The sequence below is a fragment of the Microbacterium sp. MYb54 genome, assembly GCF_002979515.1.
Classification (GTDB): Bacteria; Actinomycetota; Actinomycetes; order Actinomycetales; family Microbacteriaceae; genus Microbacterium.
On the sequence record NZ_PCPA01000001.1, the window covers coordinates 423,580 to 438,417 of the forward strand.

General features: G+C 68.0%; 12 protein-coding genes. All 12 read right to left on the minus strand.

All coding sequences use genetic code 11. From position 1 onward, the window contains the following. Nucleotides 1-12: 12 nt before the first annotated feature. The 12 genes from CQ040_RS02055 to CQ040_RS02110 all read right to left on the minus strand — a co-directional run bounded on the left by CQ040_RS02055 (nt 13) and on the right by CQ040_RS02110 (nt 14,761). Entirely contained in the window at nt 13-1,971 is a 1,959-nt protein-coding gene (locus tag CQ040_RS02055) for a hypothetical protein (protein ID WP_105525347.1), read from the minus strand. 16 nt (nt 1,972-1,987) lie between these two features. Next, a complete protein-coding gene (gene metK, locus CQ040_RS02060) occupies nt 1,988-3,181 on the minus strand; it encodes a methionine adenosyltransferase (protein ID WP_105525346.1) in 1,194 nt (397 codons plus the stop codon). Between the two features lie 88 nt (nt 3,182-3,269). Further along, nucleotides 3,270-3,524 (minus strand): DNA-directed RNA polymerase subunit omega, encoded by a 255-nt coding sequence (gene rpoZ / locus CQ040_RS02065; RefSeq protein WP_017204385.1) that lies wholly within the window; start codon nt 3,522-3,524, stop codon nt 3,270-3,272. Nucleotides 3,525-3,589: 65 nt separating this feature from the next. Continuing rightward, nucleotides 3,590-4,501 carry a guanylate kinase gene (gmk, locus tag CQ040_RS02070; protein WP_105525345.1) on the minus strand — a complete coding sequence of 304 codons (912 nt, stop codon included), beginning with the start codon at nt 4,499-4,501 and terminating at the stop codon, nt 3,590-3,592. Further along, nucleotides 4,494-5,339 (minus strand): orotidine-5'-phosphate decarboxylase, encoded by an 846-nt coding sequence (pyrF, locus tag CQ040_RS02075; protein WP_105525344.1) that lies wholly within the window; start codon nt 5,337-5,339, stop codon nt 4,494-4,496. The genes gmk and pyrF overlap by 8 nt, the downstream gene beginning before the upstream one ends. Then, the gene (gene carB / locus CQ040_RS02080) at nt 5,336-8,623 is read right to left on the minus strand and encodes a carbamoyl-phosphate synthase large subunit (RefSeq protein ID WP_105525343.1); all 3,288 of its coding nucleotides are present in this window, start codon (nt 8,621-8,623) and stop codon (nt 5,336-5,338) included. Before carB ends, pyrF begins: the two co-directional genes overlap by 4 nt. Further along, nucleotides 8,623-9,801 (minus strand): glutamine-hydrolyzing carbamoyl-phosphate synthase small subunit, encoded by a 1,179-nt coding sequence (gene carA, locus CQ040_RS02085; RefSeq protein ID WP_105525342.1) that lies wholly within the window; start codon nt 9,799-9,801, stop codon nt 8,623-8,625. Before carA ends, carB begins: the two co-directional genes overlap by 1 nt. Further along, nucleotides 9,798-10,310 (minus strand): hypothetical protein, encoded by a 513-nt coding sequence (locus tag CQ040_RS02090; RefSeq protein ID WP_105525341.1) that lies wholly within the window; start codon nt 10,308-10,310, stop codon nt 9,798-9,800. The genes carA and CQ040_RS02090 overlap by 4 nt, the downstream gene beginning before the upstream one ends. Next, nucleotides 10,307-11,611 carry a dihydroorotase gene (locus CQ040_RS02095; protein WP_105525340.1) on the minus strand — a complete coding sequence of 435 codons (1,305 nt, stop codon included), beginning with the start codon at nt 11,609-11,611 and terminating at the stop codon, nt 10,307-10,309. Before CQ040_RS02095 ends, CQ040_RS02090 begins: the two co-directional genes overlap by 4 nt. Next, nucleotides 11,608-12,573 carry an aspartate carbamoyltransferase catalytic subunit gene (locus tag CQ040_RS02100; RefSeq protein WP_028501831.1) on the minus strand — a complete coding sequence of 322 codons (966 nt, stop codon included), beginning with the start codon at nt 12,571-12,573 and terminating at the stop codon, nt 11,608-11,610. The genes CQ040_RS02095 and CQ040_RS02100 overlap by 4 nt, the downstream gene beginning before the upstream one ends. Then, entirely contained in the window at nt 12,570-13,100 is a 531-nt protein-coding gene (gene pyrR / locus CQ040_RS02105) for a bifunctional pyr operon transcriptional regulator/uracil phosphoribosyltransferase PyrR (protein WP_028501830.1), read from the minus strand. The genes CQ040_RS02100 and pyrR overlap by 4 nt, the downstream gene beginning before the upstream one ends. An 83-nt stretch (nt 13,101-13,183) precedes the next feature. Further along, complete coding sequence (locus tag CQ040_RS02110; RefSeq protein WP_105525339.1) at nt 13,184-14,761, minus strand: Rieske 2Fe-2S domain-containing protein; 1,578 nt, start codon at nt 14,759-14,761, stop codon at nt 13,184-13,186. Nucleotides 14,762-14,838: the final 77 nt, after the last annotated feature.

The following is a 14,838-nucleotide window of genomic DNA, read 5'->3' on the forward strand; positions in this document are numbered from 1 at the left end:
TCTCCGGAAGGGTCAGAGCTCTGGTTCGAGGATATCGAGGCGGACGGAGAGCGTGCTCTTGGTCGCACGCCCCTTTCTGCGGCGGCCGCTCACGGCCTCGGCGACCACGGCCGCGCGCAGCGCTGTGGCCACGCGGGGCCCCGCGCCGTAGTCGAACCTGACGAGCGCCCGCACGCGGGGTGGGACGTCATCTGATTCGACGGGGACCGGGCCGAGCACCGCGCCCGGAGGCAGGGCGAGTTCGGAGAGGGCGGCGAGAGCGTTGCCGACCGCGAGAACCGAGCCCTGGACCAGCGCGACCCGGGTCGTCGGGGGCATGTGCAGAGGGGCTCTGCTCTCGAGCTCGGATCGGGCATGGGCGGCATGGTTCCACGTCGCCAGCGCCTTGGCCACTGCACCGTTCACTCCGACGAGATGGATGGGGGCACCGGGCGCCGCCAGCGCAGCGGCGTTCGACCACCAGCGCAGACAGGACTCGGCGACACGCAGATCGGGCGCCTGGAGCATTCGCGGGCCGTCGAGGAGGACGACTGCGCGGTAACCGCCTTCGGCGATCGGTTCTGCGCCGCGGGTCGCGACCACCAGCGCAGGTTTGGCAGGGACACGCTCCACCGGGTGCGCGCCGTCCGCGACGATCACGCGCACACCGGGGAACGCCCTACCGAGTTCGTCAGCGGTGCGCTCGCTCCCTGACGAGGCGAGGCGCAGCTTCGTGGAAGAGCAGGAAGAGCACGCCCAGGCACTCGCCGCGCGACCGCACCACCCGCACACGGGGACGGCGCCACGATGCTTCGCGCCGAGAGGACCGCCGCAGTGGGCGCATCGGGCCGGAGCCCGGCACTCCGCGCACACCAGTGACGGAGAGAACCCCGGCCGCGAGACCTGCACGAGCACCGGCCCCTCTGCGGCCGCGTTGCGGGCGGCGAGGAATGCGGACGACGGCATCCGCTGCGCCGTGGGCTGCTCCATCTCCTGCGGTGTGCTGAGAACCACGCGCGGGAGCACGCGGCGCGCTGCCCTGACGTCGTGCAGCCAACCGAGGACGACGAGACGCTCCACATCGGTGGTGCGGGTGTGCCCGGCGAACAGGAGCGCTGAGCCCTCGAGCTCCTGCCGAAGCAGCGCCGCATCTCGCGCGTTGACATAGGGGGCCAGCTGCTCCCCCAGAAGCGGGTCGCCGTCGTCCCAGAGCGCCACCAGGCCCGCTACGACCGGAGAGTAGACGGCCGAGCGGTTTCCCACCACGATGCACGGGGCATCTTCGAGAGTGCGCAGGAAGCCGCGATAGCGGTCGGGGTTGGTCTGCCGGGAGTCGTGACGCACCACCGCCTCGGCAGGAACGAGCGTCTCGAGCGCGACCAGGAGTCGGTCGAGGTCTCGGCTGTCGGGGACGACGATGATCGACGACTTGCCGGCGGCGAGCATCCGCGCCGCGGAGGATGCCAGCAGCCTCGCCCATCCCTGCACTGCGTCGACCAGCTGGGGAATCGCCTCCACTGCCGCACGACCGCCCGAGTCGAGGACGGCATCGAGGCCTTCGTAAAGGCTGACGGTGTCTTCCGCGAGCACGAGTGCCTCTGCATCGGGTGTCGCGGCCGGTGTGTCGCGGGTCCAGGCCTTCTCCACGCGCACTTGACGTTTCGGGATCACCAGTCGCAGCACGTCGGAGGCGGAACCGGCGGCCCGATCCGCGACACGTCGCGCGAGGGTGTGCAGTCGTTCCGGGAGCACCGGCACCGTGGATACCACGCTCTCGACCTCCGAGAGCGCCCGGTCGGCGTCGTCCTCGGTGTCGATCTCGACGACGTAGCCGTCGACCATCCGCCCTGCGGTACGCAGCGGCACCTGCACGCGGACGCCCAGGGGCACGTCGCCCAACGCCGCCGGAAGGGCGTAGTCGAACAGTCGGTCGAGCTGCGGCAGGGGCGAATCGAGGAGCACGCGCGCGATGCGCCGGCTCTCCGGAGGCATCAGGACCGCGGTCCCATCAGAGCCCGGCAGCGCGGCGCAGCTCTTCGGCGCGGTCGGTGCGCTCCCAGGTGAAGTCGGGGAGCTCGCGGCCGAAGTGCCCGTAGGCGGCCGTCTGGGCGTAGATCGGGCGCAGCAGGTCGAGCTGCTCGATGATGGCCTGAGGACGCAGGTCGAACACCTCGTTGATCGCACGGGTGATGGCTTCGTCAGACACCTTGCCGGTGCCGAACGATTCGACGTACAGCCCGACGGGCCGAGCGACGCCGATCGCGTAGGCGACCTGAACTTCGAGGCGATCTGCGAGGCCCGCTGCCACCGCGTTCTTCGCCACCCACCGGGTCGCGTAGGCACCGGAACGATCGACCTTGGAGGGGTCTTTGCCGCTGAAGGCACCGCCGCCATGGCGTGCTGCTCCCCCATAGGTGTCGATGATGATCTTGCGTCCGGTGAGACCGGCATCACCCTTGGGGCCACCGGTCACGAAGGGACCAGCGGGATTGATGTAGAAGGTGACGTCATCGAGGTCGAGGCCTGTCGTCTCGAGCACCGGGTCGATCACGTGCTCGCGGACCTGCGCCTGGAGCTCTTCCTGAGAGATCTCCGGGTGGTGCTGAGTGGAGACCACGACCGCGTCGACCGTCTTCGGCGTGAAGCCGTCGTAGCCGAGCGTGACCTGGGTCTTGCCGTCGGGGCGCAGGAACGGCAGTGCACCACTGCGACGCACCTCGGTGAGACGCTCAGCGAGACGGTGTGCAGTCCACGCGGCCATCGGCATGAGCTGCGGGGTCTCGTTCGTCGCGAAACCGAACATGATGCCCTGGTCGCCGGCGCCGAGGGCATCGAGCGGGTCGACGGATGATCCGTCGCGGTGCTCCTGCGCGCTGTCGACACCGTGGGCGATGTCAGTCGACTGCTCCCCCACCGAGACGCTGACGCCGCAGGAAGAACCATCGAAACCGGTGTCGCTGGAGGTGTAGCCGATCCCGTTCACGACCTGGCGGACGATCGTGGGGATGTCGACGTAGGCGTCGGTGCGGATCTCACCCGCCACATGCACGAGGCCCGTCGTGACGAGCGTCTCGACCGCGACGCGAGAACCCTTGTCCTTCGCGATGAGGCCGTCGAGGATGCTGTCCGAGATCTGGTCGCAGATCTTGTCCGGGTGCCCTTCGGTGACGGACTCGGACGTGAACAGACGCAAGGCGCTCATCGATACTCCAGAACGGGACGGACGGAAGGAGGGTGTTGCACCCATTCTGGACCGCGCCTCCGACAGACGGGAGGCGCGGTCTCGAATATCACTCTGCGTGACGCAGGCGGAGTTTGTCCTCGTTGATCTCGTGCAGCGCGATGGTGAGCGGCTTGTCCTCGACCGAGGAGTCCACGAGCGGGCCGACGTTGTCGAAGAGGTTTCCCTCGTGCAGGTCGGAGTAGTAGTCGTTGATCTGGCGCGCGCGCTTGGCGGCGTAGATCACGAGCTCGTACTTCGAGTCGACGCGGTCGAGCAGGTTGTCGATGGGGGGATCGATGATTCCGTTGTTGTGTCCGGCCATGATGAGACCTCCTGATCAGGCGACGAGATCGTCGCGAAGACGGTGCGAAAGGCGCGCGAAGACGCTCAGCGCGCAGAGCTTGTAGACAATTCTACGACCTCGCGAGCCGCCGTGGCGACGTCCTCGTTCACGACGAGGTGATCGAACTCGTTCTGAGCGGCGAGTTCGACCTTCGCGGTGCGCAGTCGTCTGGCCCGTTCCTCGGCATCTTCCGTGCCTCGTCCGACCAGTCGATGCACGAGTTCGTCCCAGCTCGGGGGCAGCAGGAAGATCAGCGTCGCCGACGGCTCGGCGCGCCGAACCTGACGTGCGCCCTGCAGATCGATCTCGAGCAGGACCGTCTTGCCCTCGGCCAGCGCGGCGTCGATCGGTGCGCGCGGCGTGCCGTAGCGGGATCGGTTGTGCACCACGGCGTACTCGAGCAGCTCGTCGTCGGCGATGAGCCGGTCGAACTCGGCGTCGTCCACGAAGTAGTAGTGCACGCCGTCGATCTCACCCGGCCGCGGAGGTCGGGTCGTCGCCGATACCGACAGGTGGATCTCCGGGTTATTCTCGCGGATGTGCGCGGCGACCGTCCCCTTCCCCACGGCGGTGGGGCCGGCGAGAACCAGCAGCCGGCTCCGCGCATCGCGAGGGGTCGGCACCGGGAAGCGGGAGTCGAGCCACGTCTCCAGCACCCGGCGCTGGCGGGCACCGAGACCACCGAGACGCTTGACCGGGGAGATGTGCAGCTCTTCGAGAACGCGGTCGCGCTTGCCGGCGCCGATCGCCGGGAGAGCCAGCAGGAAGTCGGTGATGCGCATCGAACCCTCGACGGAGTCGGCATCCGCCGACGCGCGATGGAGGACCGTCTGCGGTGTCACCACGCGCATCGTGAGGTCGCGTTTGACCGAGGCTCTGGCGCGGCGGCGCTCGACAGCGCGGCGGGCGGCCGCGGCTCTGTCGACCTCGGGAACCGTGCGCTGAGCGTCAGACACCGGCCACCTCGAGATACTCGGAGGCCCGTGCGGAGATCGCCTCGGGCAGATCAGCAGGGCCGGCGGAGAGGATGCTGCGGCTCTCGCTCGCGATCACCGCAGCAGACATCTCACCGAACCGGGGGCGGAGATCGGCGGGCGTCGCCCCCTGAGCACCGAAGCCCGGGGCGAGGATGGGCGCCGCCGGAGCGAAGGGCTCGATACCCGCCTGTGTCCAGTCGACGGTCGCGCCGATGACGAAGCCGAAGCTCCCCCACTCCCCTGCCGCAGAGAGTTCGGCGTTGCGCGCGGAGACCTCGGCGATGACCGACGCCGACACCGTCGCGTCAGTGGAACCGGTGGAGCGCTGCAGCCCTTCAGCCTCGGGGTTGCTGGTCGCGGCGAGCACGAACACGCCCTTCCCGTACTTCTCCGCGAGGGTGAAGGTCCCATCCAGAGCACCCACTCCGAGGAAGGGACTCACAGTGAGAGCATCCGCCTCCAGAGGGGAACCCGGAGTGAGCCAGGCACGGGCGTAGTCGTCCATCGTCGAGCCGATGTCGCCGCGCTTGGCATCAGCGATGACGATCAGGCCGGCCGCGCGAGACGCGGCGAGGACCTCTTCCAGGGTCGCGATGCCCGCAGACCCGAAACGCTCGAAGAACGAGACCTGGGGCTTCACGAAACCGACCCGTCCCGCGGCCGCCTCGACCGTGCGCAATCCGAACTCGCGGACGCCCTGCGCATCGGCGGTCAGCCCCCACGCCGCGAGCAGCGCGGCGTGGGGGTCGATTCCGACGCAGAGCGGTCCCCGCGCGTGCAGCGCGGCTCGGACCCGCTCGCCGAAGCGTTCGCTCACAGTGCCGCCTTCCGGTCCAGTGCGTACTCCTGGAGGCTCTTGACCTGGAAGCCCTCGTGGGCGGCGTCCATCCCGCTCACTGCGGCGCCGAGCACCGCCATCGTGGTGAACAGTGCCTTGTCGGCGGCCACTGCCGCTGCGCGGATCTCATACCCGTCGGCACGGGCGGCCCCGCCTGACGGAGTGTTCACGACGATGTCGATCGCGCCCTCGTTGATCAGGTCGACGATGTTCTTCGCCCCCGACTCCTGCGTCTCGCTGTACTTCTCGACGACGGTGACGGCGATGCCGTTGCGGGAGAGGATCTCGGCGGTTCCCTCCGTAGCGACGATCGTGAACCCGAGCTGCTGCAGTCGGTGCGCCGGGAGGATCACGGCGCGCTTGTCCGAGTCGGCGACCGAGATGAACACGGTCCCCGACGTGGGCATGCCGCCGTAGGCTGCGGCCTGACTCTTCGCGAAGGCGGTCGGGAAATCGCGGTCGATGCCCATGACCTCGCCGGTGGAGCGCATCTCCGGGCCGAGCACGGAATCGACGGTCTTGCCGTCGGCGGTGCGGAACCGCTTGAACGGCAGCACGGCCTCCTTGACCGAGACCGGGGCGTCGAGCGGAACACGCGAGCCGTCCTGCTCCGGCAGCATGCCCTCGGCGCGCAGCTCAGCGATCGTGGAACCCGTCATGATGCGACTCGCGGCCTTCGCCATCGGGATCCCGAGCGCCTTCGAGACGAAGGGCACGGTACGGCTGGCGCGAGGGTTCGCCTCGATGACGTAGAGCACCCCGGCGCTGATGGCGAACTGCACGTTTAGCAGCCCGCGCACTCCCACGCCCTTCGCGATCGCGAGGGTCGCCTCGCGCACACGATCGACGTCGGTGCGGCCGAGCGAGACCGGCGGCAGCGTGCAGCTGGAGTCGCCCGAGTGGATACCCGCCTCTTCGAGGTGCTCCATGACGCCGCCGATGTACAGGTCGGTACCGTCGTAGAGCGCGTCGACATCGAGCTCGATCGCGTCGTCGAGGAAGCGGTCCACCAGGAGCGGCTTGCCCTCTTCGATGATGACCTCGCCGGCGGTGCGCACGAAGTAGTCACGCAGCGAGGCGGTGTCGTACACGATCTCCATGCCGCGGCCCCCGAGCACGAAGCTCGGACGCACCAGCACCGGGTAGCCGATCTCCTCGGCGATGCGCACGGCGCCGTCCGCGTCGATCGCGGTGCCGTTGCGCGGTGCGACCAGACCTGCCTCGTCGAGCAGTCGGGAGAAGAGCTCGCGCTCCTCGGCCAGGTCGATCGCCTCAGGGCTGGTACCGAGAACGGTGTAACCGGCGGCCTCGATGCCCTTCGCGAGTCCGAGCGGCGTCTGGCCGCCCAGCTGGCACACGACTCCGAGGATGGTTCCGCTGGCTGCTTCCGCGTCGAGCACCTCCAGCACGTCTTCGAGCGTCAGCGGCTCGAAGTACAGGCGGTCGGAGGTGTCGTAGTCGGTCGACACGGTCTCCGGGTTGCAGTTGACCATGACGGTCTCGAACCCGGCGTCCGACAGCGCGAACGAGGCATGCACGCACGAGTAGTCGAACTCGACACCCTGCCCGATGCGGTTCGGGCCGGAGCCGATGATGACGACCTTGGTGCGATCGGACGGGGCGACCTCGGTCTCGAAGTCGTAGCTGGAGTAGTGATACGGCGTCAGAGCCGGGAACTCTCCGGCGCAGGTGTCGACCGTCTTGAAGACCGGGCGGACGCCGAGGCCGTGGCGGACGCCGCGCACCTCTGCCTCGGTCGTGCCACGGAGCTCAGCGAGCTGCGCGTCCGAGAAGCCATGCTCCTTGGCGTAGCGGAGCGTGGCGGCATCCAACTCGGGGGCTGAGCGGACGATCTCGGCGACCTCGTTGATCAGGACGATCTGGTCGAGGAACCAGGGATCGATCGCGGTCGCCTCGAAGGCCTGCTCGATGGTCGCGCCTTTGCGCAGCGCCTGCTGCAGCGTGACGATGCGGCCGTCGGTGGGGATCTTCGAGATCTCGAGAAGCTCTTCCATCGAGCGATCTTCCGTACCCCAGTGGAAGATCGATCCGCGCTTCTCCAGCGAGCGGAGCGCCTTCTGCAGCGCGGTCGCGTAGTTGCGGCCGATCGCCATGGCCTCGCCGACCGACTTCATGGTCGTGGTGAGGGTCGCGTCGGCGGCCGGGAACTTCTCGAACGCGAAGCGCGGAACCTTGACGACCACGTAGTCGAGCGTCGGCTCGAAGCTCGCCGGCGTCACACCCGTGATGTCGTTCGGGATCTCGTCCAGACGGTATCCGAGCGCCAACTTGGCCGCGAGCTTCGCGATCGGGAAGCCGGTGGCCTTGGATGCCAGGGCGCTGGACCGCGAGACGCGCGGGTTCATCTCGATGACGATGATGCGCCCGTTCGAGGGGTCGACCGCGAACTGGATGTTGCAGCCTCCGGTGTCGACCCCGACGGCGCGGATGATGTCGATGCCGATGTCGCGCATCTTCTGGTACTCGCGGTCGGTGAGAGTCAGTGCGGGCGCGACCGTGATCGAGTCGCCCGTATGCACCCCGACCGGGTCGACGTTCTCGATCGAGCAGACGACGACCGTGTTGTCGGCCGTGTCGCGCATGAGCTCGAGCTCGTACTCCTTCCAGCCGAGGATCGACTCCTCCAGGAGCACCTCGGTCGTGGGCGAGTCGCGCAGGCCCGCGCCGGCGATACGACGCAGGTCTTTCTCGTCATAGGCGAAGCCGGAGCCCAGGCCGCCCATCGTGAAGCTGGGGCGGACGACCACCGGGTAGCCGAGCTCGCCGGCCGCGGCGAGTACCTCGTCCATCGTGTGCGCGATCCGGGAGTCCGCCACGTCGGCACCGGCGTCGAGCACCAGCTGCTTGAAGATCTGGCGGTCCTCGCCCTTGTTGATCGCCTCAAAGCTGGCGCCGATGAGCTCGACGTCGTACTTCTCGAGGATGCCGTGATTGTGCAGCTCGATCGCAGCATTCAGCGCGGTCTGGCCACCGAGTGTCGGCAGGATCGCGTCGGGACGCTCTTTGGCGATGATCGTCTCGATGACCTGCCACGTGATCGGCTCGATGTACGTGGCATCGGCGAAGTCGGGGTCGGTCATGATGGTGGCCGGGTTGGAGTTGACCAGGATGACCCGGACGCCCTCCTCGCGCAGCACACGGCACGCCTGGGTGCCTGAGTAGTCGAACTCGCAGGCCTGACCGATGACGATCGGGCCGGAGCCGATGACGAGGACGGATTTGATGTCGTCGCGCTTGGGCATTACTTGGAGTCCTTCTGGCTTGCGATGACCAGGTCGCGGAACCTGTCGAAGAGGTAGTTGGCGTCGTGCGGGCCCGCTGCCGCCTCGGGGTGGTACTGCACCGAGAAGGCGGGGATGTCGAGAGCGCGGAGCCCCTCGACCACGTTGTCGTTGAGGCCGACGTGACTGACCTCGACCTTGCCGTAGCCGTTCGGGCTGTCGAAGGTGCCCTCGATCGGAGCCTCGACCGCGAAGCCGTGGTTGTGGGCGGTGATCTCGACCTTGCCGGTCTGCTTGTCCAGCACCGGCTGGTTGATGCCGCGGTGACCGAACGGCAGCTTGTAGGTGCCGAGACCCAGCGCACGACCGAGCAGCTGGTTGCCGAAGCAGATCCCGAAGAACGGAAGGCCGTCATCGAGGACCGAGCGCAGCAGCTCGACGTGGTCGCCGGAGGCCGCGGGATCGCCGGGCCCGTTCGAGTAGAAGACGGCGACAGGGTCGACCGCCCGGATCTCGTCGATCGTGACGCTCTGTGGGAGCACGTGCACCTCGAAGCCGCGCGCGGCGAGGTTGTCGATCGTCGCCTGCTTGACGCCGAGGTCGAGCACGGCGAGGTTGCCGATCCGCTCCCCCATGGCGGTCGTCACGGTCGCGACGTCGACCGAGACCTCGGCCGACAGGTTGCGTCCTGCCATCTCGGGCGCTTCGCGGACGATGCGCACCTGCTCATCGGGGTCGAGCGCCGCGTCGGCACCGGAGAAGATGCCGCCGCGCATGGAGCCGGCAGAGCGGATGTGGCGGGTGATCGACCGCGTGTCGATACCGCTGATCCCCACGATGCCGTCCTCCACGAGCACGTCGTCGAGGGAGGCGTTCGCGCGCCAGTTCGACACGACGCGCGAGGGGTCGCGCACGATGTAGCCCGCGACCCAGATGCGGCGCGACTCGGCGTCTTCGTCATTCATGCCGGTGTTGCCGATGTGCGGCGCGGTCTGCAGCACGATCTGTCCCGCGTACGACGGGTCTGTGATCGTCTCCTGGTATCCGGACATGCCGGTGGCGAAGACGACCTCACCGAGAGTGCGCCCGCGAGCGCCGTACGCGCGTCCGGTGTGGCGGGTGCCGTCTTCCAGGACGAGGACGGCGGGATCGGGAAGCTGGGCAGCGGGGGTCTGCCCGGAGTTTGTCGAGAGTGTCATGACGTTGCTCCTGTGTAGGGGGCGGCGGGGACGAGCCGCTGCAGGTCGGAGATGAGGTTCTTGGGGTCGCCGGTGGCGAGGCGCAGGTAGCTGTCGACGATCGTGTCGTCGTCGATGCTCCAGGCGATGCGCACGAGACCGCCGGGCTCCACGACACGGTCGATCGTGACCGTGGCGCGGTCGATGGCGACGAGCCGGTCCTTCGCCAGGAAGACCGTCGGTGCGCCGTCGAGGCAGAGGGCGATACCGCGATCCGTGAGCGCGAGCTCGCCGCGTGCCCGGTACGCGAGGGGCGACACCGCGAGACGCTCGAGCGGCTGCTCGTGCCGTGTCGTCGACACGTACAGCACCTCGTCGCGGCGGGCGACCTCTGCGTGCTCAGGGACACCCAGCGGGGCCGTGAACGCGGAATCGCGGCGGATTCGTCGTCGCCAGGCGAGGAGCATGACCAGCAGCACGAGGAGTGCGAACGCGATCGTGATCGCGACGGCCAGATCCCGAGCGCTCATGCGCGAAGCTCCTCGACGACGCTGCCGCCGTCGACCGTGAGGATGCCGCCGTGGATCGTGTACTCCACCCGTCCGGGGAGAGCGCGGCCGAGGTACGGCGAGTTGACGCTCCGACCGTGGAGGTCGGCCTCGGTGAAGACGCCGTCGACCGAGGCGTCGTACAGAGTGATCTGGGCGGGCTGTCCGACCTCGAGCGGCGTGCCGTGTCCGGCGAGCCGCCCGATCTGGGCCGGTGCCGCACTCATCACCCGCGCGATGTCGGCCCACTCGAGCAGGCCGGTCTGCACCATCGACTGGTGCACGACGCGAAGCGCGCTCTCGAGACCGACCATGCCGTTCGCGGCGGCCTGCCACTCGCACGCCTTGTGCTCGCTCGGGTGCGGTGCGTGGTCGGTGGCGACGATGTCGATCGTGCCGTCGGCGAGGCCCTCGCGCACGGCGAGCACATCCTCTGCCCGACGCAGCGGCGGGTTGACCTTGTAGCGCGCGTCATATCCGCGGACGAGCTCGTCGGTCAGCAGCAGGTGATGCGGGGTGACCTCGGCCGTGACGTTGATGCCGCGTTTCTTGGCCCAGCGGATGATGTCCACGGAACCGGCGGTCGAGAGGTGGCAGACGTGCAGTCGCGAGCCGACGTGCTCGGCAAGCAAGACGTCGCGGGCGATGATCGATTCCTCGGCGGCTGCGGGCCAGCCGGCGAGGCCCAGCTCGGCCGACACCGTGCCCTCGTTCATCTGCGCGCCCTCGGTGAGACGGGGGTCCTGCGCATGCTGGGCGATGACACCGTCGAACGACTTCACGTACTCCAGTGCGCGGCGCATGATGAGCGGGTCGAACACGCAGAAGCCGTCATCGCTGAAGACGCGGACCTGTGCGCGGGACGTCGCCATCGCGCCCAGCTCAGCGAGCCGCTCGCCCTTCTGGCCCACCGTGACGGCACCGATGGGCTGCACCGTGGCGTAGCCGGCCGCTTCTCCGAGCGCGAGCTCCTGCTCTACCACACCCGCGGTATCGGCGACCGGCGAGGTGTTGGGCATCGCGAAGACGGCGGTGAAACCACCGGCGGCCGCAGCCCTCGTGCCGGTGAGGATCGTCTCCGATGCCTCGTAGCCCGGCTCCCGCAGGTGCGTGTGCAGGTCGACCAGGCCCGGCAGGGCGACGAGCCCCGCCGCGTCGATGACGCGGGCGCCGGAGCGCTTCAGCCCGGTGCCGATCTCGGCGATCCGGCCGTCTTCGATGATGATGTCGGCGCTCTCGGCACCGAGCAGCTGTGCACCGGTGATGACGAGGGTCTCGTTCACAGGTCTCCCCCTCGTTCGTCGTCTCGTTCTCCTGCCAGCAGCAGGTACAGCACCGCCATGCGGACGGATACCCCGTTCGTGACCTGTTCCAGCACCGTCGAGCGGGGGGAATCGGCTGCTTCCGAGGAGATCTCCAGTCCCCGGTTCATGGGTCCGGGGTGCATCACAATGCTACCTGCCGGAAGGCCTGCCACACGCCGCGCGTCCAGACCCCAGCGACGGGAATACTCCCGCTCAGTCGGGAAATATGCGGCGTTCATCCGTTCCAGCTGGATGCGCAGCATCATCACCGCGTCCGGGTCTTCAGCCAGCGCCTGATCGAGGTCGTAGACGACGCGGACCGGCCAGAGGGACACGTTCTGCGGAACCAGGGTGGGCGGCGCGACCAGAGTGACCTCCGCGCCGAGCGTGGTGAGCAGCCAGACGTTGGAGCGGGCGACCCGCGAGTGCAGCACGTCGCCGACGATGACGACCCGCAGACCGCTGAGGTCGCGACCGCGGCTCTCGGCGCCGAAGCGGCGCTTGCGGATGGTGAATGCGTCGAGCAGTGCCTGCGTCGGGTGCTCGTGGGTGCCGTCGCCGGCATTGACCACACCGGCCGAGATCCAGCCGCTGGTGGCGAGGGTCTGCGGGGCGCCGGAGCCGGGATGGCGGACGACGACAGCGTCTGCGCCGATGGCCTCCAGCGTCTGCGCGGTGTCCTTCAGGCTCTCGCCCTTCGAGACGCTCGAGCCCTTCGCCGCGAAGTTGATGACGTCGGCGGAGAGCCGCTTGGCTGCGGCTTCGAATGAGATGCGCGTCCGGGTCGAGTCCTCGAAGAAGAGGTTCACGACCGTCTTGCCGCGCAGCGTGGGGAGCTTCTTGACCTCACGCGACTGCGTGTCGGACATGTCCTCGGCGACGTCGAGGATGCGAAGGGCAGTCGCCCTGTCGAGGGTACGGGTGTCGAGGAGGTGTCTCATTCGCCGATCGTCACCTCCTCGGCGCCATCGTTCTCGAGGAGACGAACGTTGACGCGCTCGGTGCGGGCCGAGGGGATGTTCTTGCCGATATAGTCGGGGCGGATCGGAAGCTCACGGTGCCCCCGGTCGACCAGGATCGCCAGTCGCACGACGGAGGGGCGTCCGATCGACTGGATCGCGTCCAACGCGGCGCGGATGCTGCGACCGGAGAAGAGGACGTCGTCGACGAGCACCACGGTTTTGCCGTCGATGCCGCCGACCGGGATCTCGGTGGGCTGCGGGGACCGGGTCGGGTGCTTGGCGAGGTCGTCGCGGAAGAGCGTGACATCGAGCGCTCCGACCGGGACGGATTGCTGCGCGATCTCGCTGATCAGGGTGCCCAGGCGATGAGCGAGAGTGACGCCGCGGGTCGGAATGCCCAGCAGGACGAGGTTCTCGGATCCTCGATTGGATTCGAGGATCTCGTGCGCGATACGGGTCAGCGCTCGTGAGATGTCGGCTTCGTGCAGCACAGTGCGCATGCTCATCGGCCGCTCCCTTCTCCGCCTCACAGGACGGTGTTAAAGGTTGCTTGTGAGGTCAGTCTATCGGAGCGCGGAGCCCCGGTGGATCAGCTCGCCTCCTGCAGCACGGGGTCGGTGACCTCGTCGATCTTCGAGGAGCGGATCGGGTGTCCGGCGGTCGACAAGCACCGACCGGTCTTCAGATCCCACTTCCAGTCGTGCATGCTGCACGTGAGGATTCCGTCGTCGTCGACCGTGCCGGTGCGGGTGAGGTCGGCGCGCAGGTGCGGGCAACGGCGCTGCACGACCCAGTCGCCGATCTCGGCGTCTTCGGTCTGGTCGGTCTGCTCCTGGTACCAGTTCTCGACGTACTCGATCCGGTCGACCGAGAGGCACTTGAGGAACGTGGTGAGGAACTCGTTGAACTTGCCGCTGCGCCCCACCGAGAACTGCATGGAGAGGAAGATCGAGTTCGACCAGTCGATCTCATGATCGACGATGTTCGTCGAGACCAGGTCGGCGGGAATCGTGTACCAGTAGATGCAGTCTTCACCGTCGTACTCGCGGACTTTGGCACGCGGGAAGTCGACGACCATGTCGAGCTCGCCGATGCGGAAGCGGACGCATCCGCCGACGCCGAGCCGGATCGTGCGGGACTTCTTCAGCAGCGGCTCCCACCAGGTCTTGATCGCCTCGAGCATCTCCGCGGGCGGGATGACCTCGGCGCGAGACGCCTCCTCGTCGCGGATCTCCTGCTGGCGGCTCGCCCGCTGCTCCTCGAGGTAGTCCCACTTCTCATCGAAGATGTGCGCGATCTCGGCCTCGGTGTAGAGGGTCTGCTCGCTCGTGACCGCTCCCCCGTCGACCGTGACGACGGTGCCGGGGATGAAGAGCTGCCCGTCGTACTTCGGCGCGAGCTCCTTCATGTGGGCGAGGAACTGCTTCTGATCGGTGAAGATCGACTCGCCGTTCTTGCCGAGACCATTGAAGTCGAAGAGATCGTCGCGCAGGAACATGGGGGGCCCTGCCATCGGGAAGACGTGCGGAGCGTCGACCTTCTCGATGTAGTACATCGCGCGCTTGTTCTGCGCCTCGCGCTTGAGCCGCGCGAAGTTCTGCTTGGCGTCCAGCGGCAGGTCGTAGACCATGGGCCACCAGATCGCACCGGACACCTGAGTGAAGTAGGCGTCGGGCTTGCCGAAGTCGAGCAGCTTCTCGAGATCGAGCGGGTGCGAGTCGTTCTGGTTGAGCACCGAGCCGGTGCCGTCGTCGACGCTCAGCGAGGAGTCGCCGATCGGGCCGTCGCTCGGTGCGCGAAGAGGTGTGATCATCATCTTGAGCTCACCACGCTGGATCACCTGGCCCGCCGGCGCATAGGTGATGTTCGTGTACCCGAGGGCCCTCAGGTCTTTCTCGAGGTCGTCGGTCGGGTACTCCGGCAGCAGCACCTCGATGTCCTTGCGGATGTAGCGCTCGAGGAGCTTCGGGTCGAAGTGGTCGCGGTGGCGGTGCGAGATCCAGAGGAAGTCCGCCTCGCGCCCGAAGCGCTCCCAGTCCAGGCCCCTGTTGTCGGGGAACGGGAACCAGGATCCGTAGAACGAGGGTCCGAGGACCGGGTCGCAGATGATGTTCCCGCCGACCGTCTCGATGAACATCCCGGCGTGGCCGAGTCCCGTGATCCGCATTGCATTCCTCCCGAAAGTGAACCGTTCGATTGTACCGAGGGCTCCCTGTGCGCCCGGTCGACCCGGCCGTGAGTATT